Below are 21,625 nucleotides of genomic sequence, written 5' to 3'. Positions count from 1 at the left end.
TCCCCCTAAGTGAAATAAACGCAAATTTTATGGTCACCGATCTGTTGAATCGGAATATCCATATCGTACAAATCCTTTAATACCTGACTATCAATCATCTCGTCAGCCGTTCCTTGTTTTAGCAACCTGCCATCCTTCATCCCTACAATATAGTCTGAATAACAGGATGCAAAATTAATGTCGTGCAACACGATCAGAATCGTTTTGCCGAGATCATCCACCAAACCGCGCAACGTCTTCATAATCTGAACCGAATGCTTCATATCCAGATTGTTCAGCGGCTCATCCAGCAGGATGTATTCTGTGTCCTGAGCCAAAATCATGGCAATAAAAGCCCGCTGTCGCTGTCCCCCACTAAGCAAATCAATATGCTTATCTTTCATATCCTCCAGTTCCATGTAAGCCATAGACTGCTCCACCATTTTGCGATCCTCGCTGTTCAATCTGCCCTTGGAATACGGAAAACGGCCGAAGCTAACCAGCTCCTTCACGGTTAAGCGGATATTGACATCGTTCGTCTGTTTTAAAATAGATATCTTCCGGGCTAGCTCCTCACTTTTCGTCAGACTCACGGCCTGCTCGTCAATGAGGATTTCTCCCTCATCACTGTCAGTCAGGCGACTAATCATCGACAACAAGGTGCTTTTTCCAGCGCCGTTAGGTCCAATAAAGGAGGTAATCGTACCTTTAGGTACAGTGACGGATACCTGATCCACCACATTTTTATTCCCGTAGCGTTTGGATACGTTTTTGACTTCTACCATGATTTATTCTCCCGCAGCAAAAGGTACAGGAAGTACACCCCCCCGATAAAGTTAATAATGACGCTGACCGTTGTCGATAAGTCGAATACTCTTTCTGCCAGCAGTTGGCATCCTGCCAACGCAATGACGCTGACACAGATAGAGGCCGGAATAATATAACGATGCTGATAGGTTTTCATCACCTGATAAGTCACATTGGCCACAATTAATCCGAGAAACGTAATCGGCCCGACCAGTGCCGTGGATATGGAGATAAGAATCGCTACGATAATTAGCAGCCTTTTGATAATAAAACCATAAGGGAGACCTAAATTAATCGCATGCTCTCGTCCGAGCGACAGCACGTCCAGATACTTGATGAATCTCCACGCATAAGCAAATACGAGCACAAGAATGAATACAGAAAGCCACAGCAGCTCAGTGTTTACATTACTGAAGCTGGCAAAGCTCTTGTCCTGGATTTTCGCAAATTCATTCGGATCAATCAGTACCTCCATAAAGGTAGACAGACTGTTGAATAGTGTGCCGAACACCAGACCGATCAGCAAAAGTACATAAATCCCGCGTCCATCTTTGCGGAAAATTAATTTGTATAGCAGTCCTGCGAACAGCACCATCAGCCCCACCGATATCAAAAAGTTCAATTCTTTGCTGGTCGAAATGAAGGGTACGGAACCAAATGCAAAAATAATCGTCGTCTGAATCAGCATATACAGTGAATCCAGACCGATAATACCCGGAGTCAAAATCTTATTATTCGTTACCGTCTGGAAAATAACTGTTGCAAAAGCAATGGAGCCACCTGTCAGAATGAAGGCTGCGATCTTTTTCAATCGTCGTGGCAGCGCGTAATGCCAGGTATGCGGAAGATCTATAAACACGAAAGCAGCAATCAACACAAGCGCGGCAGCGGCTAATATTCCGATTTTTAATTTAGGATTCATAAGCCCTTCTCCTCAGCAGCAAATACAAAAACAACGCGCTCCCGATCACACCAACCGTAAGCCCTACAGAAATTTCATACGGATAAATGATCACCCGTCCCAAAATATCGCAAAACAGCACAAAGACGGCGCCCAAGATCGCTGTATGGGCCAGGCTTTTTTTCAGATTATCCCCCATATACATGCTGACCAGATTGGGTACAACCAGCCCCAAAAAGGGAATCGTTCCGACCGTTAAGATGACAACAGAGGAAACCAAAGCCACGATCACCAAACCGACATTGACGGTGCGCTTGTAATGTACACCCAAGTTGGCCGCAAAATCCTCACCCATGCCTGCAATTGTAAAACGATTCGCATATATGTACGCCAACGCAACCAAAGGAATACTAAGATATAGCATCTCGTAGCGACCACTCATGATTAGAGAAAAGTCTCCCTGCATCCACGAAGAAATGCCCTGGATCAGATTGTATTTGTAAGCAAAAAAGGTCGTTACCGAATTTAAAATGCCTCCAAACATCAAACCGACAAGCGGGATAAATACCGGGTCCTTGAAACGGATTTTATCCAGTATTTTCATGAAAATCAGTGTTCCCCCTAGAGCAAATCCGAAAGCCGTCAGCATCTTCGTCCAAAATCCTGCTGCTCCAAACACCATAATAGCCATCAGCACACCCAATCGTGCCGCATCCATCGTCCCTGCAGTGGTGGGAGATACAAATCGGTTCCGGGTAAGCTGCTGCATAATGAGCCCACAGATACTCATACTCGCCCCTGCGATAATGATACTGATCAATCGTGGGAATCTGCTAATCAGGAGTACCTGCGCCTGATCGTTGGTTAAGTGGAACACATCAAGTGGAGTTACATCATGAACACCGATAAAAACCGAGGCGAAGGCCAGTACCAGAAAAGCCAGTATTAAATAACGCAATTTCATGTTCTAACCAAGGGAGCCTGTTCTCCAACAACCTGTACCAAGCTTCGGCCCTGTCCTCCCCTCCAATAATGATAATGATTATCAAAATCAACTAGCATAAATTATATCAGTCATACCGTATCTGTCAATGTGATGAGGTTTTAAAGCTGGACAAAAAAGCTGCAGAGAACTTTCTCGACACCCCACCTGGACAACCCAAGGAGCAAATAAGAGTAAAATCCGGTAAACTGGAAATAGAGAGTTTGGGAGCCCTTTTTTATGTTTATGGTGAGCAGTTCTGGAAACCGAGTTCATTAACTTTGGTTAGTAAAAAAATAGGAGGACAATGATGAATCACATATTAATCATCGAGGACGATATCGCCTTGAGTAACGGTATTGTTCTTGCCCTTAAAGAACCTAACAACGTATTTACGCAAATGTATGACATAGCTACTGCAAAAGAACAATTGAACGTTACCGCCTTTGACCTAGTGATTCTTGATGTAAATTTGCCGGATGGAAGTGGACTCGATCTGTTAACCCATATACGAAAAAGAACAACTTTACCAGTCATCGTTCTGACTGCGAATGATATGGAAACAGATGTCGTCACTGGTTTTGAGCTGGGTGCTGACGATTATATAACCAAGCCTTTCAGTCTTATGGTACTGAGAGCAAGAGTTGGCGTTCAGCTAAAGAAATCCAGATACTCGCTTGCAGACTCCATTCAGCTAGACAATTTTTCTTTTTCATTCGAGAGAATGGAATTTATTAAGAATGGTACACCTATTGAACTAAGTAAAACTGAGCAAAAATTGTTGCGTATCCTAGTCGATAATCGAGGCAACACCGTTTCGCGCGATCATTTGATAGATAGCATCTGGACTGATGGAGCTGAGTATGTAGGTGAAAACGCATTGTCTGTTACAGTAAAAAGGCTACGGGATAAATTAGAGGATTCCCCCTCTTCTCCTCTATACATTAAGACGGTTTATGGGCTGGGCTACACATGGGCGTTGAAATGACAACACTCCTCTATATATGTATTGGAATTGCCGTTGTTGCTGTATGCACCGCTGTGTGTGCTATTATGCTTTATCGCAGGAGCATCCATAAAACAATGAAAACCATTGAGAACATGCTGGATGCCGCGATAAATGGCAGCTTCTCGGAGGATGTCTTTGATGAATCCGTTCTCTCTGCAATAGAAGCTAAATTTGCGAAGTTTCTTTCCATTTGTTCCGTGTCCTCCAAAAATCTGCTTGCCGAAAAGAATAAAATAAATGAGCTGATTTCCGATATTTCACACCAAACGAAAACACCATTGGCTAACATCCTGCTTTATTCCCAACTACTTAGCGAATACGAACTATCGCAGGATACCTCCACTTGTGTGAAAGCTCTATCTGCACAGGCCGAAAAGCTTAACTTTCTTATCCAGGCATTGTTGAAAACATCGCGGCTTGAAACGGGGATTATCACGGTATCGCCAAGGCGAGAATCTGTTCAAAAGCTCCTTGATGCTGCACTGGAGCAAATGATGCCAAAAGCAGACGCCAAAGGGATTTCAGTTGTTATGGAGGACACAGTTACCCATGCTTATTTTGACCTAAAGTGGACGAGTGAAGCTGTCTATAACATTATGGATAACGCCATAAAATATACAGAGACAGGCGGAAGCATGAATATAAAAGTAATGGCATACGATTTGTTTTGCCGAATTGATATTACCGACAACGGCATAGGGATTGCAGAAGATGAACAAGGGAATATCTTTACCCGCTTCTATCGCTCCCCTACTGTAAACACGCAGGAAGGTGTCGGTATTGGACTGTTTTTAGCTAGAGAAATCATCGCTGCGGAGGGTGGTTACATCAAGGTACGGTCACGCTACGGCAGTGGCTCCACCTTTTCTATTTTCCTTTCTATGGATACTTAATTCTTTCAATACCGTTAGATTTCAGAAAGATTGTAGAAAGATTAGTGTGTTAATGTCTGTACTGTAGATGACTACGATCCAGACATTTTTTTGTGGAGGAGAACGTATATGGCTCTATTAAAAACTCAGGCACTAAAAAAGCATTATGGTAATGGGGATACTGCTGTTTATGCCTTAGATGGTGTGAATCTGGAGGTGGAAAGCGGAGAATTTGTCGCTATTGTCGGTACGTCCGGGAGCGGCAAATCTACCCTTCTCCATATGCTGGGTGGACTTGATCGTCCAACAAGTGGAAACGTTACGATTGACGGCAAAGATATTTCTACATTAAAAGACGAAGAATTGACTATTTTTCGCAGACGAAAGATTGGCTTTGTGTTTCAAAATTACAACTTGGTACCTGTCTTGAATGTCTACGAAAATATTGTGCTTCCTATTGAACTGGACGGTAAAGAGCCAGACAAAACCCACATAGATAAAATTGTACATACCTTGGGCCTTGACCACAAAATGAATAACCTGCCAAACAATCTTTCCGGTGGACAACAGCAACGTGTAGCTATTGCCAGAGCACTGGCAGCCAAGCCCGCCATTATCTTGGCAGATGAACCCACCGGAAATCTGGACAGTAAAACGAGTCTGGATGTGATGGGATTGATCAAAGTATCCAGCCAGCAGTTCCGCCAAACGATAGTGATGATTACCCACAACGAGGAAATTGCGCAAATGGCAGACCGGATCATCCGTATTGAGGACGGTAAAATTGTCGGCGGTGATGCCAAATGATCAAGGTAAAGAACAAAAAAGTAATCCGCAAGCTGGCAGATAAAAGTTTCAAAGTGAACAAAACCCGTAACATTATTGCCATTGTTGCCATAGCACTAACCTCATTGCTATTTACAACACTGTTCACTATGGGGATTGGCGCTGTGGAAAACTTACAACGGGCGACCATGCGACAGGTCGGTGGAGATGGACATGCCGTACTTAAGTATATAACGGATGACGAATTTAATCATGTCAAGAATCATCCATTGATCAAGGAAATAGCTTATAACCGTATATTAAGCGATCGAGTTATGAACGATAAATTTCTAAAACGCCATACGGAGTTCTGGTATTACGACGATGTAGGGATGAAGCTTGGTTTTATTGAGCTTAAAGAGGGGCGTAAGCCTGCGGTGGAAAATGAAGTAATCGCAGACTCCAAGACGTTGCAGCTATTGGGTGTTCCACTGGAGGTTGGAGCACCTTTGAGGCTAAAGCTTGACATACGAGGTAAAGAAGTACAGCGTAATTTTATCCTATCCGGCTGGTGGAAAAGCGATCCTGTGGTTAACGTAGGACAAATATTCGCTTCTAAAGCCTATGTCGATGCTCATGCTCAGGAATTACAAAGCAACTATAAAAAGGATCACTTCTATACAGGAACCATTAGTGCATATATGATGTTCGACAACAGCCTTGATTTGCAGGGAAAGCTCAGTAAAGTGATTACCGAAAGCGGGTATTCGCTTGACGAAGAGGCACCGAACTATATCGCGAATAATGTAAATTGGTCATACATCTCGACCAATTTTAGTTTGGATACAGAGACAATCATAGCGTTAACTTCTGCCCTGTTACTGATCATGTTTACCGGTTATTTGATCATATATAATATTTTCCAAATATCGGTAATGCGAGATATCCGTTTTTACGGTCTCATAAAGACAATCGGTACAAGCGGCAAACAGATCCGCCGGATTATTCGCAGACAAGCGCTGATTCTATCAGCGCTTGGAATCCCGATCGGATTGATAGCAGGTTTTTTTATTGGTAAATCGCTCGTGCCTTTTATCATAAATATGAGTGTGTTTAACGGTACCGAGATATCGGTATCCCCTAACCCATGGATTTTTGTCGGATCTGCTCTGTTCGCTCTCATTACTGTAATGATTAGCACTTTCAAACCCGGCAGAGTTGCGTCATCCGTATCGCCGGTAGAAGCAGTCAGATATACAGGTGGAGTAAATAAGAGCAATGGTAAGCTGAAAAAATCAACCGGAGGTGCAAAAATCAACCTCATGGCTCGTTCCAATTTGGGACGCAATAAAAAACGCACCGTTTTAGTGGTTATGAGTCTTTCTTTAAGTTTGGTTCTTCTGAATACAGTATTCACACTATCTCAGAGCTTTGATATGGATAAATTTTTATCCAAATTTAATGATACCGATTTTCTCATTGCTCATGCTGAATATTTCCAGGTTCCCAGTAGTTTCAGCGGCCATGAAAATGAGACCACTGAAAGTTTTATTAAGGCTGTACAGGCACAACCGGGCTTTGAAGAAGGCGGCCGATTGTACGGTGATCTAACAGCTCTCACTGCTGAGAATACAAAAGGAATCATAGATGATACCCAAAACACTGACGCTCGCGGCAACTTCCTTGTAGAAGTGTATGGACTGGAAGATTTACCACTACATCGGCTGCAATTGATTGATGGTGAGCTTGATCTTAAGAAACTGGCTTCTGGTAAGTATATCCTGGAGGGAGTCGAACTGAACGACAACGACAAGCCTTACATGGAAAGCATTCATCATAAAGTGGGAGAAAACGTTACTCTGCATAGTTATGTGGGAACAGCAGATGCTCCACTGGATAGAGAGTATATAACGCATAATTTTACAGTGCTTGGCCATGTGGGTATCAAATCTACCAATTCGAATCGCCTTTATACTGGCTATAACTTCTACCTCCCTGCGGATATATACAAGTCACTTGTAAAACAGCCCGTTGTAATGAGTTATGCCTTTAATGTATCCTCATCTCAGGAAGCGTCCATGCAGAACTTTTTGAAGCGCTACACTGAAACCATCGAACCGATGATGAACTACGAATCCAAAATCACATCAAGGGACGCTTTATCAGGTATGCAAACTACTATTATAATGATCGGCGGCCTGCTTAGTTTGATTATTGGCCTAATTGGTATTTTAAATTTTATAAATGCGATTTTAACCAGCATACTGACCCGACGCAATGAATTTGCTATGCTGCAGAGCATAGGCATGACTAAAAAACAACTGCGGGGAATGCTGATTTATGAAGGGTTATATTATGTTTGGGCTACTAGCCTAACCTCTACTCTATTGGCAGTACTATTTTCTATTTTGATTGTGAAACCTTTTTGCAACTTGCTATGGCTTTTGAGCTATCACTTTATAATCTGGCCACTTCTAGCCTTATTGCCTTTACTGTTATTGCTTGGGATACTTATTCCAGTAGCGGTCTATTCTATGAACGACAAACAAAGTATTGTGGAGCGGCTTCGAGAATCAGAGTAGATTTACCGAGAAAGTCCATAATACCAGTGTGAATAATAAAAAGATGACTCCTGATCAATTCGAGGCCACCGAAAAACCAGCCTTTCGTGAAAAAAACAAGAACACGAATCAAAAAGACGACGGTTTATTCTGAATTCACAGAATGAACCGTCGTCTTTTCTCTTGCTCTCCGCCTCATGTGGCCCTTGCTTACTCCATCAGTTTCAATATTCGTTTTAAATTGACAGTGAATATCGCCATAGCCCCCTGGATTTCCATACCTATCAGACCCGAGGAGGACGCTACATCGTACCCGTGTCTGTGCTTCAGTTCACTATTCTTCGCCTCAATTTTGTATCGTTCTTTGGCCTTGGCTTTAAAGCTTTCGCTTTCTTGAAACGTAACTTCTTCAAATGCTCATGGCTTTTTATACTTTTTTGCCTTCACGCGCTCTGCGGATCGCCAGATGTCCAGCTTTGCATACGTACATTCCCGCATCTTTGTTAAACTCGAACTCGTCTTGTCGTGACAATAGGTTTCGTTCAGTTCCTCATAAATAAAGCTAAAGTCCACCAATTCGTCCATTCTTCCGTAACAGATGGTCTTTGGGAATCAACAGATTGTATAGTTCAATATATGGACTTAGGACCATGCTTTGCTGTTTCGGAAGCACCGGAACCACCCGCCTTTATTTGGATATTTTAATTATACCGAAAAAGCGAGACAGTAACCTCTGTTATGGAGGAACTGTCTCGCTTTAGAGTTTAGGACTTTTTCAGTGGCCTCGGGATATCCGGGGTTGTCTTTTTTTCATCCTTAATCTTTTTCTGAATGAGCAGCTCCACTTGCTTCTTCCAGAGAATGAATGAGAAGTCTATGATCGATCGGTGACGACATGACAAGCAGGCTCGTGTAGGTTCCATACTTATCGCACTGGTTGCTAAACTCTTCGAGGGTGCGCGTCGAGCTGGTCACTACTTTTAATAAATAACTGTGTTCTCCGCTTATACGATGGCACTCGGCAACATGTGGAGATGTATGAACAAAATCAAGAAATGCATGGCAATCTCTAGTCCGAAACAATATATAGGCTGCCGTATCCTTTCCTATTTTTTCAGGAGAGATGATAGTGCGATACCCCTTAATAATCCCTTTTTCTTCCATTCTTTTAACTCGTTCTGTTACAGCAGGTTGGGATAAACCCACGCATTTCCCTAGCTCTGTCATTGAAATTCTCGCCTGACTTTGAAGATAAAAGAGGATTTGTTTGTCTACATGATCCACTTTGAATTCCCTCCTTTAAATTTAACGTTTTTATGAGAAATTCATTTAATTACTTTGTATAATCATAATAATGGATTGATTGCGTTATGTAAAATGAATGATTTAGATTATATAATAAAACTCATATCGATAAGGTGAACCAAACATGAAAAGATAGAGAGGATGGCTGCCCTTGAGCAAATACGTTTTTAATAAGGTAGGAACAGTAGCAGATTTAGAAGTACATATTGAAGAGGCTATTGATCGTACAATTGTCGAAAAAAGGCTGGTTGGTGCTGGTATACGAGTTACGCTTAATGAGGCGCAATATTATAGTTGCGCTGCCGGATGTCCAGACCGTGAACAAAAGTCTGGGGGGACCTCTCAGTGAGCCTCTCCCTCTCCCGCAAAAATATAATTGCATTGGCTGCTATATGTTTGTCCGCATTGATGTTCGGCCTCGAAATTTCCAGTGTGCCAGTGATACTGCCAACTCTGGAGAAAGTATTGCATGGCGATCTTAAGGATATGCAATGGATTATGAACGCTTATACCATTGCATGTGCCACAGTTCTGATGGCTGTTGGAACGCTGGCTGACCGGTATGGAAGGAGGCGTATTTTTATTATCAGCCTCGTCTTGTTCGGTATTACATCCTTGATTTGTGGCTTGGCGCAAAGCACATCGGTTCTGATCATCAGTCGGTTTCTTCAAGGGGTGGGTGCTGGTGCGATGCAGATTTGCCAGATAGCAATTCTTTCACATCGGTTTCAGGAAGGACAAGAACGCAGCAAAGCCTTTGGCATATGGGGGATCGTGTTCGGTATCGGCCTCGGTTTTGGACCTATCATCGGCGGCATAATCGTGGCCGTGTTGAACTGGCATTGGGTTTTCCTGGTCCACGTTCCGTTGACCATCCTCACTTTGATTCTTGTTTTTGGTGGCATAGAGGAGTCCAGAGATCCGCAGGTGAAAAAGCTGGACATTATCGGCATCGTCACGCTTTCATTGACAGTTTTTGGCCTTGCATACTTTATCACGCAAGGGCCGGAACTCGGCTTTACCAGCAGAGCATCCATCAGCATCCTTGTTGCAGTAGCAATAAGTTTCATTATTTTTCTATTTGCGGAAAAGCTCAGCGCCCATCCGATGTTTGACTTTTCCGTATTCAAGATACGTAATTTCTCTGGCGCTCTCCTTGGCTCCATCGGCATGAACTTCAGTTTCTGGCCGTTCATGATCTATCTGCCGATCTATTTCCAGAGTGGCCTGGGTTACGGCATCGTAGCCGCCGGGCTGTCTCTCTTGGCTTATGCGCTGCCCACCTTGGTAATTCCACCTCTGGCAGAGCGTTTTTCGCTCCGCTACCAGCCGCGCATAGTCATTCCATCAGGTTTGTTCATCCTCGGTATGGGCTTCATTTTGATGAAATATGGCAGCGGCAGCGATCACGCCAGTTGGTTGACCATGCTCCCTGGCTCCTTGTTGGCTGGTATTGGGCTTGGCTTAACGAACACGCCTGTGACCAACACGACCACTGGCTCTGTTCCAAGTGCCCGTGCAGGCATGGCTTCCGGTATAGATATGAGTGCTAGATTGATCAGTCTAGCCATCAATATCGCTGTGATGGGATTCATCTTGCAGGCAGGTATTTTGTCTTATTTGAAGAGTGCCCTTTCCGGGACTCTCAGTGCAGTGCAATTGCGGTCTGTAGCCGAAAAAGTAGCCGCCGGAAATACTGTATCTCTCAGGCAGAGTTTGCCAGAACTCTCCTCCCTGGATGCGTCTGGAGCCGTCGTCCATGCGGCGCTTATGCACGGCTTTGGCTTGATAATGCTCTATGGCGGTATTGGTGTCTGGGTTCTAGCCGCGATCAGTTTTATGATTTTTGGACCTAAGAGAGCATAAAGACAATCCCGGGGATATCGAGGTACTGAAAAAGTCCCCCATTGTTGAGAGTAAGAGAATATCCAAAGAAAAACGAGCCTCTAGAATCGCTTCTAAGGCTCGTTTCGCGTTCAGGGAGACATATTTGTACCCCTAAAATCTTTGTATTTTCGGAAATCAACAGTTTTTCAGTGGCCTTGATCAATTCAGAGGTCATCTTTTTATGCTTAGAAAGGTACTTTGTATGAACAACTACAGTTCCCACTCTTCCCGTAAAAGCCCCATTCGGATCGAATCATAATACTCTCCATTATAATATCTGCACTTGCGAAGCCTGGCTTCGAGGGTCATGCCTAGCTTCTCCCCCACCTTCATCATCCGATGGTTTCCTGACCATGTTGTAAAACCTACTCTCACTAGAGGTAATGTATTAAACAAATGTGTGATCCATAGTCGAAGCGCCCTCGTACCATACCCACCGCTCCAATACTGTGAATCAAAGATACCTATCCCCATTTCAAGCCATTGTGAAGGCTGATGCTCCCAATAATAGCTCACTGATCCAATGACCTTGCCTTCCACTTCAATGATCCAAAAGTCATCTTGTCCAATTCGTTTTTCCTTCTCTTTTAAATAATCATCAAAAGAAAGTGGCTTATGTTCATAGTAGGGTGCATCCCACTGCTTCCATTCCGGTGCTTCTTCCTTGTAAGTTAGCTTCCAAAGGGCATGTAGGTCTTCTTCTCTAACAGGCCTAATCGTTAAATCCTTATCCGTATACATCGAGTACACTCCTTTAATAATAAAATTCATTCTATCTACTTTGGGTTATATTGAGCTTTATTGTATCTGCTTTTGCATTATTTCGAATTTCTAGTTTTGTCCGTCTTCCAAGCAAGATCGTAATTTAAGTTGACAAACAATCAAAAATAATATATCTTAATATCAAGATAATAAATATAAAGAAAAGTTTTTCGACTGTTTATTTTGTTTAGAAAAACCTAATCATATAAAAACCAAGGAGGATAATGACATGAAACTATTAGGATTGCATCACGTTTCGGCGATTACAGCGGCGGCGGCTAAAAATGTTGATTTTTATACTCAGGTATTGGGACTTCGGTTGATCAAGAAAACGGTGAACCAGGACGATGTTAGTGTGTATCACCTTTTTTACGGAGATGAGCGTGGAACTGCGGGTACGGAAGTCACATTCTTTGAAATTCCACATGCTGGACAAACTCGTACAGGGAATAACAGCATTTCAGCGCTCTCCCTACGGGTACCGAATGACAAGGCACTGGATTACTGGAAAAACCGCTTCGAGCAGCTGGATGTAAAGCATGGTGAAATTACGGATCAAGCAGGACGCTTGGCGCTTTCGTTTGAGGATTTTGAAGGACAACGCTTCTTCCTCGTTTCAGATGAACATGATAACGGAATGCGCGGCGGCACGCCTTGGGAGAAAAGCCCTGTCCCTGCCGAGTACGGCATTGTAGGACTTGGGCCGGTTCATCTGACCATTCCTAAAGCGGAGAATACCATTCTCATTCTTGAACAGGTTATGGGCTTCCGCAAAAAAGGCTCTTACCCTTCCCCCGTTGCCGGACAACCGGATGTGGTCATCTATGAAACGGGTGAAGGCGGTACAGGAACTGAAGTGCATCTGGAAGAGCGTAACGATCTGCCACAAGAACGACCAGGACGTGGCAGTGTGCATCACGTAGCCTTCCGTGTTGAAACTGAGGAAGAGCTCAAACAGTGGGTAGACCGTATTGGGCAGCTGCAAATTTCCAACTCAGGCTTTGTAGATCGCTTTTACTTCCGTTCATTGTATTTCCGTGAGCCGAACGGCATTCTGTTTGAATTGGCAACCGATGGGCCCGGCTTTGATACGGATGAAGAACTGGAGTTTCTGGGTGAATCGCTGGCGTTACCGCCATTTTTGGAATCGCGCCGTGCCTCTATTGAAGCCAATCTCAAACCGCTTAACACCAAACAATAATTGAAGTTTAAAGATACGATCAGGTATGGTCAATTCGCCCCATAAATATTTTTATTTCATGTTATTTATCTCATGAATTGTGACCGTTTATTGTGCATAGAACGACCAGAATGACAGAGCAGATCGAACACATTCTACCATCTCCCGGATCTCCTGGACTATCTGGCCTCAAATTTCAAAATGAGCCGATAAATGAAACAAAGAAAGCTTCAGACCGATGAAGGCCTGAAGCTTTCTTTGTTTATCGCGCTTTACTTAACATCAAGCACCATACACTTTAGCTGTAACGAAGTTTACTGCTTGGCTAGCAGGGTCACCAGCCCAAAATGCATCAAAATAAACCCCTCTGCCATTATCCGCATAAACAATGCTTGCACCTTTAACTAAAAATATCCCTACAACAATACCTCCAATCCAGCCTGGTAGACCCAAAGACGAAAGAATACCGGTAAGAGTTGATCCGGATATTGCACCAATTCCCCCAGCGTAAAGGGCTTTTGATTTGATATCATTTATTAATTGATGAGAAAAATAGATACGGTATCCCCACCAAAGTAATTCATAATCCCAATAAGAGGAAGTATTAATCGAGGCTGTAGAGAATTTATTAGTAGGTACTACTTTTAAACTGTTATTATCCGTTGTAGTAACTGTTACATCACCTGAGATATTTTTCGCTTGATTATTTGCTGAATCTAAAGCTTTATTAACGAGTCCAAGTTCATCTTCAGTTAAATTTTTTGAAGCCTCTTCACTTAAAGTGAATGTTTGTGACTGTAGTTTTATGTAGGGATTTGCTTTGTTAATCAATTCTTGGCTGAGTTCAGAGGTTGATTCTCTCTGTACTGCATTTGGCGTTGTTGCTGCCAATGCTGCTGTACTGCCGATAACAAGCATTAACATAACTGATGCCATCAAAGTCGATACAAATTTCTTCATTTTACCACTTTCCTCCTAATAATATGATATAATTGTAATAACAATATATAGAGTACCATATATAAGCTATTTTGGGTACATATTTTTTAGAAGGAGTTGTCAATTTTGAAAAACTTTTCAAAAATCTTATTCATTGGATTTTTCACTGGAATCTTGACTATATTTATACTTACTGGAAAAGTAGAACTAAATGGTTTACTAGTTTGCTTTTTAAGCGCAGGAATAGTAGCAGTAGGATATCTGGCTATATATTTAATAAAGAAAAGGCGTAAATGATTTAACACGGGATTGGAGACCTCGAGTGTTCCAGCTCGCTTGGACTGATTTATATAATTACATCACCTAATACAGTGCTATCACATTACCTAGATGGCATATGTATAAAATCCAGCATTTTTTGCATATATCTAGCCTTCCGTGGAACAATGCAAAAAAGCAGAGATTTGGCCATCCAGCTGATCTCTGCTTTTCTCCCGATTCCTTTGATTTTCGCCTATGCCCATTTCCGAAAAAACTCCTTATTCTGGCTTACCCTTCGGTGGAACATGGCCGTTCACTTCATCCAAAAGCTTCAGCACGTTGCCCCAATTTCTCGGCAACCGGTTTTTTACCTGCTCTGCCGGCATTTCTTCGTCGCCAAAATGACTCCCCACGGATAAACTTTCCCTTCTGCATCAATTCATGGTTAATTTAGAATAACCCAAAAAATCGTTTGTGCTTGCCGTGCAGCTCCAGCCGCGAAACAGCCCCGCAATTTCCGTGAGTTGCTGATCTGCACGTTCTTGAGCTTGGCGCACTTCCTCCAGCACACCATTTACCTGGTCACCAACCCCGGAATACGCCCACTGCTCCACAACAGCATTTATGGCGCTCTGATACTCAATGCCACGATTCAGGAAGTCCAGCAGCGCACAAAAGGCTACTTTGTCGTGATTTACAAAGGCTCGATGCTCTTTTTCATCCTTAGCAAACGCATAGCCAGCTTCTTCAAGAGTTCTCGCATACTTATTGACCATTTACACAAAGAGGCATTCCGCTATCTGCAAGCTATTCAGCTTTGACAGGTAAGCGAAATGCCCTTTTTAGTTATGCTTACAGCTTTTTATCATCCACACTGTTCAGCCATGCTTCGATTTCTCCGATTACAGAGGCGATACAGCCATCTTGGAACGGCGAGATTAGTCCAGCCAACTCAACCAATCCGGTAAAAGAGCGACTTCCCCCGGCACGGCATAGCTTCAAATAATCTTCCCACGCAGCTGTCCGGTCGATACTCATGCGTTTCCAGAATTGGAACGCGCACAGTTGCGCGAGTGTATAGTCAATATAGTAGAACGGGGATTGAAAAATATGACCCTGTTTGTGCCAAAACCCGCCCTGCTCCAGATACTCGTTGCCTTCATAATCCAGATGCGGTTTATACTTACGTTCAATGGAGCGCCATGCGCTTTTACGTTCGGCCGGGGTCCAGTCTGGATGTTCGTATACGGCATGCTGGAATTCGTCCACGGCTACGCCGTAAGGCACGAACAGCAACGATGAGGATAGATGTTCAAAGTGATATTTGTCCGTATCTTCCTCGAAGAACAGATTCATCCATGGCCATGCGAAAAACTCCATGCTCATAGAGTGGATCTCAGCCGCCTCCATGGTTGGCCAATGGTACTCAGGAATTTCAAAATGTCGGCTTTCATAGACCTGGAAGGCATGACCTGCTTCATGCGTCAATACGTCAATATCCCCGGATGTACCATTGAAATTGGAGAAAATAAACGGCGTGCCATATTCGCTCAAAAATGTACAATAGCCTCCGCTTTGCTTGCCTTTTTTGCTGATCAAATCCATCAATCCACGTTCAATCATAAAGCTGAAAAATTCATGTGTTTCCGCTGAAAGTTCCTCATACATACGTGCTCCATTGCGAATGATCCACTCCGGGTCACCTTTAGGCGTAGGATTGCCTGACAGGAAGTTGAAGCCCTCGTCATAATAGCGAAGCTGATCTACTCCGATCCGTTCGCGCTGGCGTTCCTTCAGCTTGGTTGCCAGAGGAACGATGTGCTTCAGCACCTGCTCGCGGAAATTGGCTACCATTTTGGCATTGTAATCTGTACGTCCCAAGCGAGCATAGCCCAATTCTACGAAGTTGTCATAGCCCAGCTTGTGTGCCATGCGCGTGCGCACCTTCACCAGTTCATCATAAATCCGGTCCAGCTCGTCCTCATGCTCACTCATAAATTGATATTTAGCCTCGGAGGCTTGTTTGCGCGTCTCCCGGTTGGTAGCCATTTCAAAAGGCAGGAGCTGCGACAATGTGCGTTCTTCTCCCTCGAACGGGATCTTCGCTGAAGCAATCAATTGAGCATATTCCGAGGTCAGCTTATTTTCCTGCTGTAAATCCTCAATAATATCTGGGTGGAACGACTTGAGTGCTACCTCGGCAATACTGAAAAGCTGGCTGCCCCATTGGCTCTCCAACTCGGTTCGGAATGGAGAATCCACCAATGCCCGGTAGTAATCGGTTACATACTCCTGAATAACCGGCATGAAATCATCAGCGTACTCTTGCTCCGCTTTGTAAAAGGCGTCCTCCGTATTAATGGAGTGCCGAACTTCCACCAATTGCAATTGCGTTTCCACGTTACTGCGCAGCTTGTTAATCGCATGAATCACTTCATTTTGACGTTCTACGCTGGCCGCTTCACGAAACTGCTGCAACAGCGTTTTAAACCGCTGTTCAATTTCAGGTTGCTCTGGTCGGCTGTAAGCCATTTGGCTGAATAAGGTCATTGCTTCGGTTCCTCCTTAAATGTAATAAATCTGATGCCTATTATACAGTACGATTAGACCAAACTGGAAGCTATAATTCCAAAAAAATACAACCTCAAGAGCCGCAATACCATGTATTGCGGCTCTTGAGCCTCATCTAACTCTATATATCAAAAAAGTCATGGTCTAAAACAATCTAATATATATTCAGCCTGATGGAGATTTATAAGTCTTTCTAAGATCGCAGACCTTTATGCTTTATTGATTTTGCAAACGATGTGCCGCATGCAGGGTTGGACCGACGAATTCATTCAGCTTGAAGCTACCTTCAATGGCCTGTGTAATGAATCTCTTGGCCTGATCCACTGCTTCACGTACAGTCAGCCCTTGAGCCAAACCAGCCGTTACCGCTGCCGAAGTGGTGCAGCCTGCACCGTGGGTAAAGTTTGTTTTTACAACATCGGCTTCAAACCAGTCAAAAGTGATTCCGTCATATAGCAGATCCATCGCTTTACCTGCGCGAATTTTGCCACGGTCCTTGATCAGTACATGCTTAGCTCCACGCTCATGGATAATCGCAGCCGCTTCCTGCATCTGCTCCAGTGTCGTGATCGGTCCATTCTTCGCCAGTTGCGAAGCCTCGAACAAGTTCGGTGTTACCAGGTCAGCGCCAGGAATCAACAATTCCAGCATCGCCTCTGTATTTTCCGGCTGGAGCACTTCATCCGTGCCTTTGCAGACCATGACCGGGTCAATTACGATCCGCTTCAGATCATGCTTTTTCAAATGGCTGGCTACCAGCTCGATAATTTCAACGGAACCAAGCATACCTGTTTTCATCGCATCAAAACCGATACCTTCCAATACAGTACGCAGCTGCGCTTCTACCACATCCAACGCAACAGGATATACAAGATGATCCCAGGTTTTAGGACCCATCGCTACTACGGTTGTCAATACGGTCATGCCATATACGCCAAGCTCCTGAAAGGTTTTCAGGTCTGCCTGAATACCCGCTCCACCGCTTGTGTCGGAGCCGGCTATCGTTAATGTTTTGGGAATCGTCATTTGTACATGCTCTCCTTCACTTTCTGTGCTGCATTTATCCTAATCCCGCTCGCGAAACTTGTCAACGCGCAAAACGGTCCTCTCTATGCTAAAAGTCACAGGCGACGACAGTAGCTAAAAAACGAGAACATCCCCTTTTGAAACAGGAACATCCTCGCAATAACGTGTTATATGAAGAATTCGAATGGAATTTAGAATTAGAAATACCCACCAGTACTGTGATCATAGGCATGATTCTTTTCATTTGCACGTACGCCCAAGCACAGACTCTGATACAACTGCTGCTGTTCCGGTGTAGCAAAATTCCGGTGCTGCTCAAATAAAGCCATACAACCAATGATATGTTCGGTATAGCTATTATCGACAGACAGTTGCAAGCAATGCAGTGTTTGTCCCACTCCCTCGGGGTAATCGCCTTTTCGGAAATAGTATTCCGCATACACCTTACAAAAGGATGCAAAGCGAAATGCGTTAAAGTGCTTGCGATAATGAGTGTCCCATCGTTCCGGTGCAAGCTGCCAAAAGCTTTTGAGTTGCTGACTAAATAGTCCCAGTTCGGCATCCACGAAATAACCAAACCGGTTCGCTGATTCGAGCAAGGTGTTCAAGCCCTCCAGTGTCTCATCCGGATGCTCACGCAGGTAAGTAATATAATCATAGATTGCAGAAGTGTTGCCCATTTTAATTTCAATACAAAGTCGGTTGCCCTGTGCATATACACGATGTAGGTTGACCACTTTCCAGCCTTCCTCGTCTAAACCCTCAAACCAGCTCAAATCTGCATAACCTTCAATCCATTGCTTGGATTCCTCATATCTACCCTGAAACTCATAGCAACTGGCCTTGAGCAGATGCCCCTGAGCATAGTAATAAACGAGCGGCTTAAGCAGCTCCAGGTGCTCATCTCCAAAACGGTTCCGATTGCGATACAATGCCTGCGCCAGCTCTCTCAGCTCGTCCGCATACATTTCCATCTCGGACCATTGCATTTTTAAAGCAAACACTTGAGATAGCATATGTAAGCCTTCCAGTGCGTAAATTTCCGGTAGACGACTACGGTACAAATGGAATTGTACAGCAGCCTTCAAGTTCCGTTGGTTATCCTTAATCTGAATCTGGAATATACGGAAATAGCTGATCGCCAATCGTTCAGAGTGGGTATACTTTTCACTCTCGATGACACAATCATACAGAAGCATGGAAGCTTCATGTCTGCCATCCTCAAACATCGCTTCTGCGGTCTCAAAAATAGCAGGAACGTTCGATAAATCGTCCATCAAATAGCCAAGTACACTGCGTATACACTCCAGCTTGTTCAACTCTGAGCAACGCAGGAGAAACGGACGCAACCTTCTCCAGTGTGGTAAGGAATGAATAAAACATTCATCAACATACATCTCGAACAAAGATCCTTCTTCCAATCCCATGGCCTCGGTAATCAAATCCAGCTGATTGACTGAGATCGGCCGTGGTGGGTTCCGGTTAAGTATACCGCTAAGTGTACCCGGATTTACCTTGGAAGCATCTGCAAAACATTGCATTGAAATGCCTTCACTTTGAATATACTTTTCTATTTCTGCGCGGATCGTGGTGTTTTTTTCCAAAGGGACACCCCCTCAAACGAATGATGGTGACTTTTTCATTACCTTTTAAACCAAAATTTGTTTAATCAAAGTATATGTCTATTTATACGAGAGGTCAATAACTTTAAATACGACTCAGGACATATAAAATCACGAATTTTGTACGATTTTAAAACTGTTTTATGAAAAAAGACCGTCCTCTGTGGGACAGTCTTTTTCTATTATTTTGATGCTGTGGACTTATAGGACAAAAACAAGTTAGCAGTTTTACCGTGAACGTCCGAAATCGAGGGCAAACTTAGCGTATCCCTCTACCGTTAACCCTTCATAAAGCAACTCCGAATAGGCATTAGCGGCATCCGTTGCTTGCGGTGAGGTCAGGAAGGTCACATGCGGACGCCCTGACCATGGGGCGAGGGACCAATGGCCATCAGCTTTTGGCGTCAACGTCTTCATATGCCGCACGTATTCAGTCAGCACATGACGGTTCTCATCCGGTGAAGCAAGTATGATTCGCTCTCCACCCGGATTGACCAGCGCAGAGGAAAACGCGCGATAGTTATTCGTAACAACCAGATAATTTCGCTGCATATCCATCGGTTCGTCATCAAAAGACATCTGAATGATTCTGTGTGCATCTGGGTCCTTTAGGCCCCCGTCAGCATCATATCTGGCTGGCTGTGTTACATCAATCTGATACCTGATGCCGTCGATGATATCGAAATTAAAGCTTGGAAAATCAGAATTAATCAGCTCTTGCTCTTGTTCTGCTGAAGGATCAATTTGCCGGAATTGTCCAGCAGACCACTCCAGCCATTCCCGGATTTCCGTTCCGCTCAGCCGAACGACATGCAACGTATTCGGAAAATTGTACAGATCGGCGATATGCTTGATCGCCAACGTCCCCGCAGGAATATGGGTATAGTACGATGGGCCATATCTGCCACCTGTTTTAAAAGGAGCTGCTGCCGACAGAACGGGCAATCCTTCGTGCTCGCTCCCTTGCATCTGCTGCTTCACATACCACATTTGCGCATCATTCACCAGCTGAACCGAAGCATCATCCATCACCTGAGCAAAAAAGCTGTTCACCGCCACCGTCGTCTGACCTACAGGTGCACGAATATACTCCAGTGTTCCGGCGTGCTCTTCTGCTACCGCCAGCTGAATGGCAGTATTCGGTTGTACCAGCGCCTCCTTGCGTATCGGATCATACACCGGGCGTACCTCGGCAGCAGATGCAGCCACTTGCCACTTCTCTCCACTAAAGGTCAGCTCCAGATCAATGATACCCAGATGATCCCCCCAAAAGCCCGACTCCACTGCTGGGATATCGTGGATGGTACCTCGCTCTACATCAACACCTGTTTTCCCCATAAACGATGGTCCGGGAAATACTTTATGTGCATGACCAAACACAATGGCATCGATCCCTTCCACCGTGCTCAGATGCAGCACTGCATTTTCCATATCAAGCGTTTCGGGAATATCCTCAAAGCCTGCATGGGGCATAGCAATGATGAGATCGGCTCCCGCCGCCTTCATTTGTGGAATAAACCGTCTTGCCGTTTCCAGCATATCTTTGACGATGATTTTCCCCTCCAGCCACGCCTTGTCCCATTGCATAATTTGCGGAGGGACAAAGCCGATGACTCCCACCTTCAACAGATGCTTACCACCTGCTTCATCCTCTACCGTCTTATCCAGCAATAGATAAGGTGTAAAGTAATTTCGTTCTTGTTCTCCCGCTATATAAATGTTGGCATTCACATAAGGAAATTGCGCTCCTCGAAGGCAAGTCTGCAAGTATTCCAGTCCGTAATTAAATTCATGATTCCCGATATTGCCTGCCTCATATCCAAGCAGATTCATAGCTTTATAGGCGGGATGCACCGCGCTTGGGTCCTGTTGGATTCGCTGTACAGCATAATCTCCCATTGGATTCCCCTGAATCACATCTCCGTTATCCAGCAGCAGGTGATTGGGTACCTCCGCCTGGGCTATTTGAATCAAGCTGGCTGTTTGCGCCAGACCGTAATGCAGCGTCTCCTGATCCGTATAATAATCGTAATTCCACAAGCTGACATGCAAATCGGTTGTAACCATAATGCGGAATTTCACTCTCACAAGGCTTACATTGTCCTGGTCTGCCTTTTCGTTAATATCCAAAATATCCAATCTTGTTCTCTCCCTCAGCTTCGGTCATAGAGCTTGAACAAGTCTAACAGAGCACTG

19 protein-coding genes and 1 pseudogene are annotated in these 21,625 nt (G+C 44.2%); 7 read left to right on the top strand and 13 right to left on the bottom strand.

Annotated features, from left to right (window positions below; genetic code table 11):
• Window positions 1-5: 5 nt before the first annotated feature.
• From MKX59_RS04785 to MKX59_RS04775, 3 genes are read right to left on the bottom strand one after another with little or no spacing between them, the layout of a single operon-like run.
• A complete protein-coding gene (locus tag MKX59_RS04785) occupies window positions 6-764 on the bottom strand; it encodes an iron ABC transporter ATP-binding protein (protein ID WP_340857711.1) in 759 nt (252 codons plus the stop codon).
• On the bottom strand, window positions 758-1,708 hold the full coding sequence (locus MKX59_RS04780; protein ID WP_069080667.1) for an iron chelate uptake ABC transporter family permease subunit: 951 nt from the start codon (window positions 1,706-1,708) through the stop codon (window positions 758-760). Before MKX59_RS04780 ends, MKX59_RS04785 begins: the two co-directional genes overlap by 7 nt.
• On the bottom strand, window positions 1,698-2,651 hold the full coding sequence (locus tag MKX59_RS04775) for an ABC transporter permease (RefSeq protein ID WP_023990357.1): 954 nt from the start codon (window positions 2,649-2,651) through the stop codon (window positions 1,698-1,700). The genes MKX59_RS04780 and MKX59_RS04775 overlap by 11 nt, the downstream gene beginning before the upstream one ends.
• A 328-nt stretch (window positions 2,652-2,979) precedes the next feature.
• Between MKX59_RS04775 and MKX59_RS04770 the strand changes: the two genes are divergently transcribed.
• The 4 genes from MKX59_RS04770 to MKX59_RS04755 all read left to right on the top strand — a co-directional run bounded on the left by MKX59_RS04770 (window position 2,980) and on the right by MKX59_RS04755 (window position 7,897).
• Window positions 2,980-3,657 carry a response regulator transcription factor gene (locus MKX59_RS04770; protein ID WP_023990358.1) on the top strand — a complete coding sequence of 226 codons (678 nt, stop codon included), beginning with the start codon at window positions 2,980-2,982 and terminating at the stop codon, window positions 3,655-3,657.
• Window positions 3,654-4,571: a sensor histidine kinase gene (locus tag MKX59_RS04765; protein WP_068938310.1), complete on the top strand. Its 918-nt coding sequence runs from the start codon at window positions 3,654-3,656 to the stop codon at window positions 4,569-4,571. Before MKX59_RS04770 ends, MKX59_RS04765 begins: the two co-directional genes overlap by 4 nt.
• 108 nt (window positions 4,572-4,679) lie before the next feature.
• Window positions 4,680-5,357, top strand: a complete 678-nt coding sequence (locus tag MKX59_RS04760) for an ABC transporter ATP-binding protein (protein WP_076264978.1) — start codon at window positions 4,680-4,682, stop codon at window positions 5,355-5,357.
• Window positions 5,354-7,897: an ABC transporter permease gene (locus MKX59_RS04755; protein WP_076264977.1), complete on the top strand. Its 2,544-nt coding sequence runs from the start codon at window positions 5,354-5,356 to the stop codon at window positions 7,895-7,897. Before MKX59_RS04760 ends, MKX59_RS04755 begins: the two co-directional genes overlap by 4 nt.
• A gap of 189 nt (window positions 7,898-8,086) precedes the next feature.
• Here the strand turns inward: MKX59_RS04755 and MKX59_RS04750 are convergent.
• Window positions 8,087-8,402: pseudogene (locus MKX59_RS04750) on the bottom strand (transposase); the annotation flags it as partial.
• Between the two features lie 290 nt (window positions 8,403-8,692).
• On the bottom strand, window positions 8,693-9,160 hold the full coding sequence (locus tag MKX59_RS04745; protein WP_023990362.1) for an Lrp/AsnC family transcriptional regulator: 468 nt from the start codon (window positions 9,158-9,160) through the stop codon (window positions 8,693-8,695).
• A 172-nt stretch (window positions 9,161-9,332) separates the two neighbouring features.
• Here MKX59_RS04745 and MKX59_RS04740 point away from each other — a divergent pair, with 172 nt between their 5' ends.
• On the top strand, window positions 9,333-9,530 hold the full coding sequence (locus MKX59_RS04740) for a hypothetical protein (protein WP_023990363.1): 198 nt from the start codon (window positions 9,333-9,335) through the stop codon (window positions 9,528-9,530).
• Complete coding sequence (locus MKX59_RS04735) at window positions 9,527-11,047, top strand: MFS transporter (protein WP_028541798.1); 1,521 nt, start codon at window positions 9,527-9,529, stop codon at window positions 11,045-11,047. The genes MKX59_RS04740 and MKX59_RS04735 overlap by 4 nt, the downstream gene beginning before the upstream one ends.
• 231 nt (window positions 11,048-11,278) lie before the next feature.
• On the opposite strand, the gene MKX59_RS04730 is transcribed toward MKX59_RS04735, so the two are convergent.
• Window positions 11,279-11,809 (bottom strand): GNAT family N-acetyltransferase, encoded by a 531-nt coding sequence (locus MKX59_RS04730; RefSeq protein ID WP_023990365.1) that lies wholly within the window; start codon window positions 11,807-11,809, stop codon window positions 11,279-11,281.
• Window positions 11,810-12,059: 250 nt separating this feature from the next.
• Between MKX59_RS04730 and MKX59_RS04725 the strand changes: the two genes are divergently transcribed.
• A complete protein-coding gene (locus MKX59_RS04725) occupies window positions 12,060-13,031 on the top strand; it encodes a ring-cleaving dioxygenase (protein WP_068938270.1) in 972 nt (323 codons plus the stop codon).
• Window positions 13,032-13,292: 261 nt separating this feature from the next.
• Here the strand turns inward: MKX59_RS04725 and MKX59_RS04720 are convergent, their stop codons facing one another.
• The 7 genes from MKX59_RS04720 to MKX59_RS04690 all read right to left on the bottom strand — a co-directional run bounded on the left by MKX59_RS04720 (window position 13,293) and on the right by MKX59_RS04690 (window position 21,568).
• Complete coding sequence (locus MKX59_RS04720) at window positions 13,293-13,970, bottom strand: hypothetical protein (RefSeq protein WP_071558222.1); 678 nt, start codon at window positions 13,968-13,970, stop codon at window positions 13,293-13,295.
• Between the two features lie 518 nt (window positions 13,971-14,488).
• The gene (locus tag MKX59_RS04715) at window positions 14,489-14,623 is read right to left on the bottom strand and encodes a hypothetical protein (RefSeq protein WP_256026502.1); all 135 of its coding nucleotides are present in this window, start codon (window positions 14,621-14,623) and stop codon (window positions 14,489-14,491) included.
• 21 nt (window positions 14,624-14,644) lie between these two features.
• Window positions 14,645-14,986 (bottom strand): hypothetical protein, encoded by a 342-nt coding sequence (locus tag MKX59_RS04710; RefSeq protein WP_028541793.1) that lies wholly within the window; start codon window positions 14,984-14,986, stop codon window positions 14,645-14,647.
• Window positions 14,987-15,062: 76 nt separating this feature from the next.
• Window positions 15,063-16,760: a M3 family oligoendopeptidase gene (locus tag MKX59_RS04705; RefSeq protein WP_071558221.1), complete on the bottom strand. Its 1,698-nt coding sequence runs from the start codon at window positions 16,758-16,760 to the stop codon at window positions 15,063-15,065.
• A gap of 237 nt (window positions 16,761-16,997) precedes the next feature.
• Window positions 16,998-17,807, bottom strand: coding sequence for a bifunctional hydroxymethylpyrimidine kinase/phosphomethylpyrimidine kinase (thiD, locus tag MKX59_RS04700; protein ID WP_013312022.1), 810 nt, complete (start codon window positions 17,805-17,807; stop codon window positions 16,998-17,000).
• A 197-nt stretch (window positions 17,808-18,004) separates the two neighbouring features.
• Entirely contained in the window at window positions 18,005-19,411 is a 1,407-nt protein-coding gene (locus MKX59_RS04695; protein WP_071558220.1) for a DNA-binding protein, read from the bottom strand.
• Between the two features lie 246 nt (window positions 19,412-19,657).
• The gene (locus MKX59_RS04690) at window positions 19,658-21,568 is read right to left on the bottom strand and encodes a bifunctional 2',3'-cyclic-nucleotide 2'-phosphodiesterase/3'-nucleotidase (RefSeq protein WP_076264975.1); all 1,911 of its coding nucleotides are present in this window, start codon (window positions 21,566-21,568) and stop codon (window positions 19,658-19,660) included.
• Between the last annotated feature and the right edge of the window lie 57 nt (window positions 21,569-21,625).

It is taken from the genome of Paenibacillus sp. FSL R7-0340 (assembly GCF_038002205.1).
Lineage (GTDB): Bacteria > Bacillota > Bacilli > Paenibacillales > Paenibacillaceae > Paenibacillus > Paenibacillus polymyxa_B.
The sequence above is the reverse complement of the archived record's forward strand: the minus strand, read 5'-3'. Positions and strand labels throughout refer to the sequence as shown.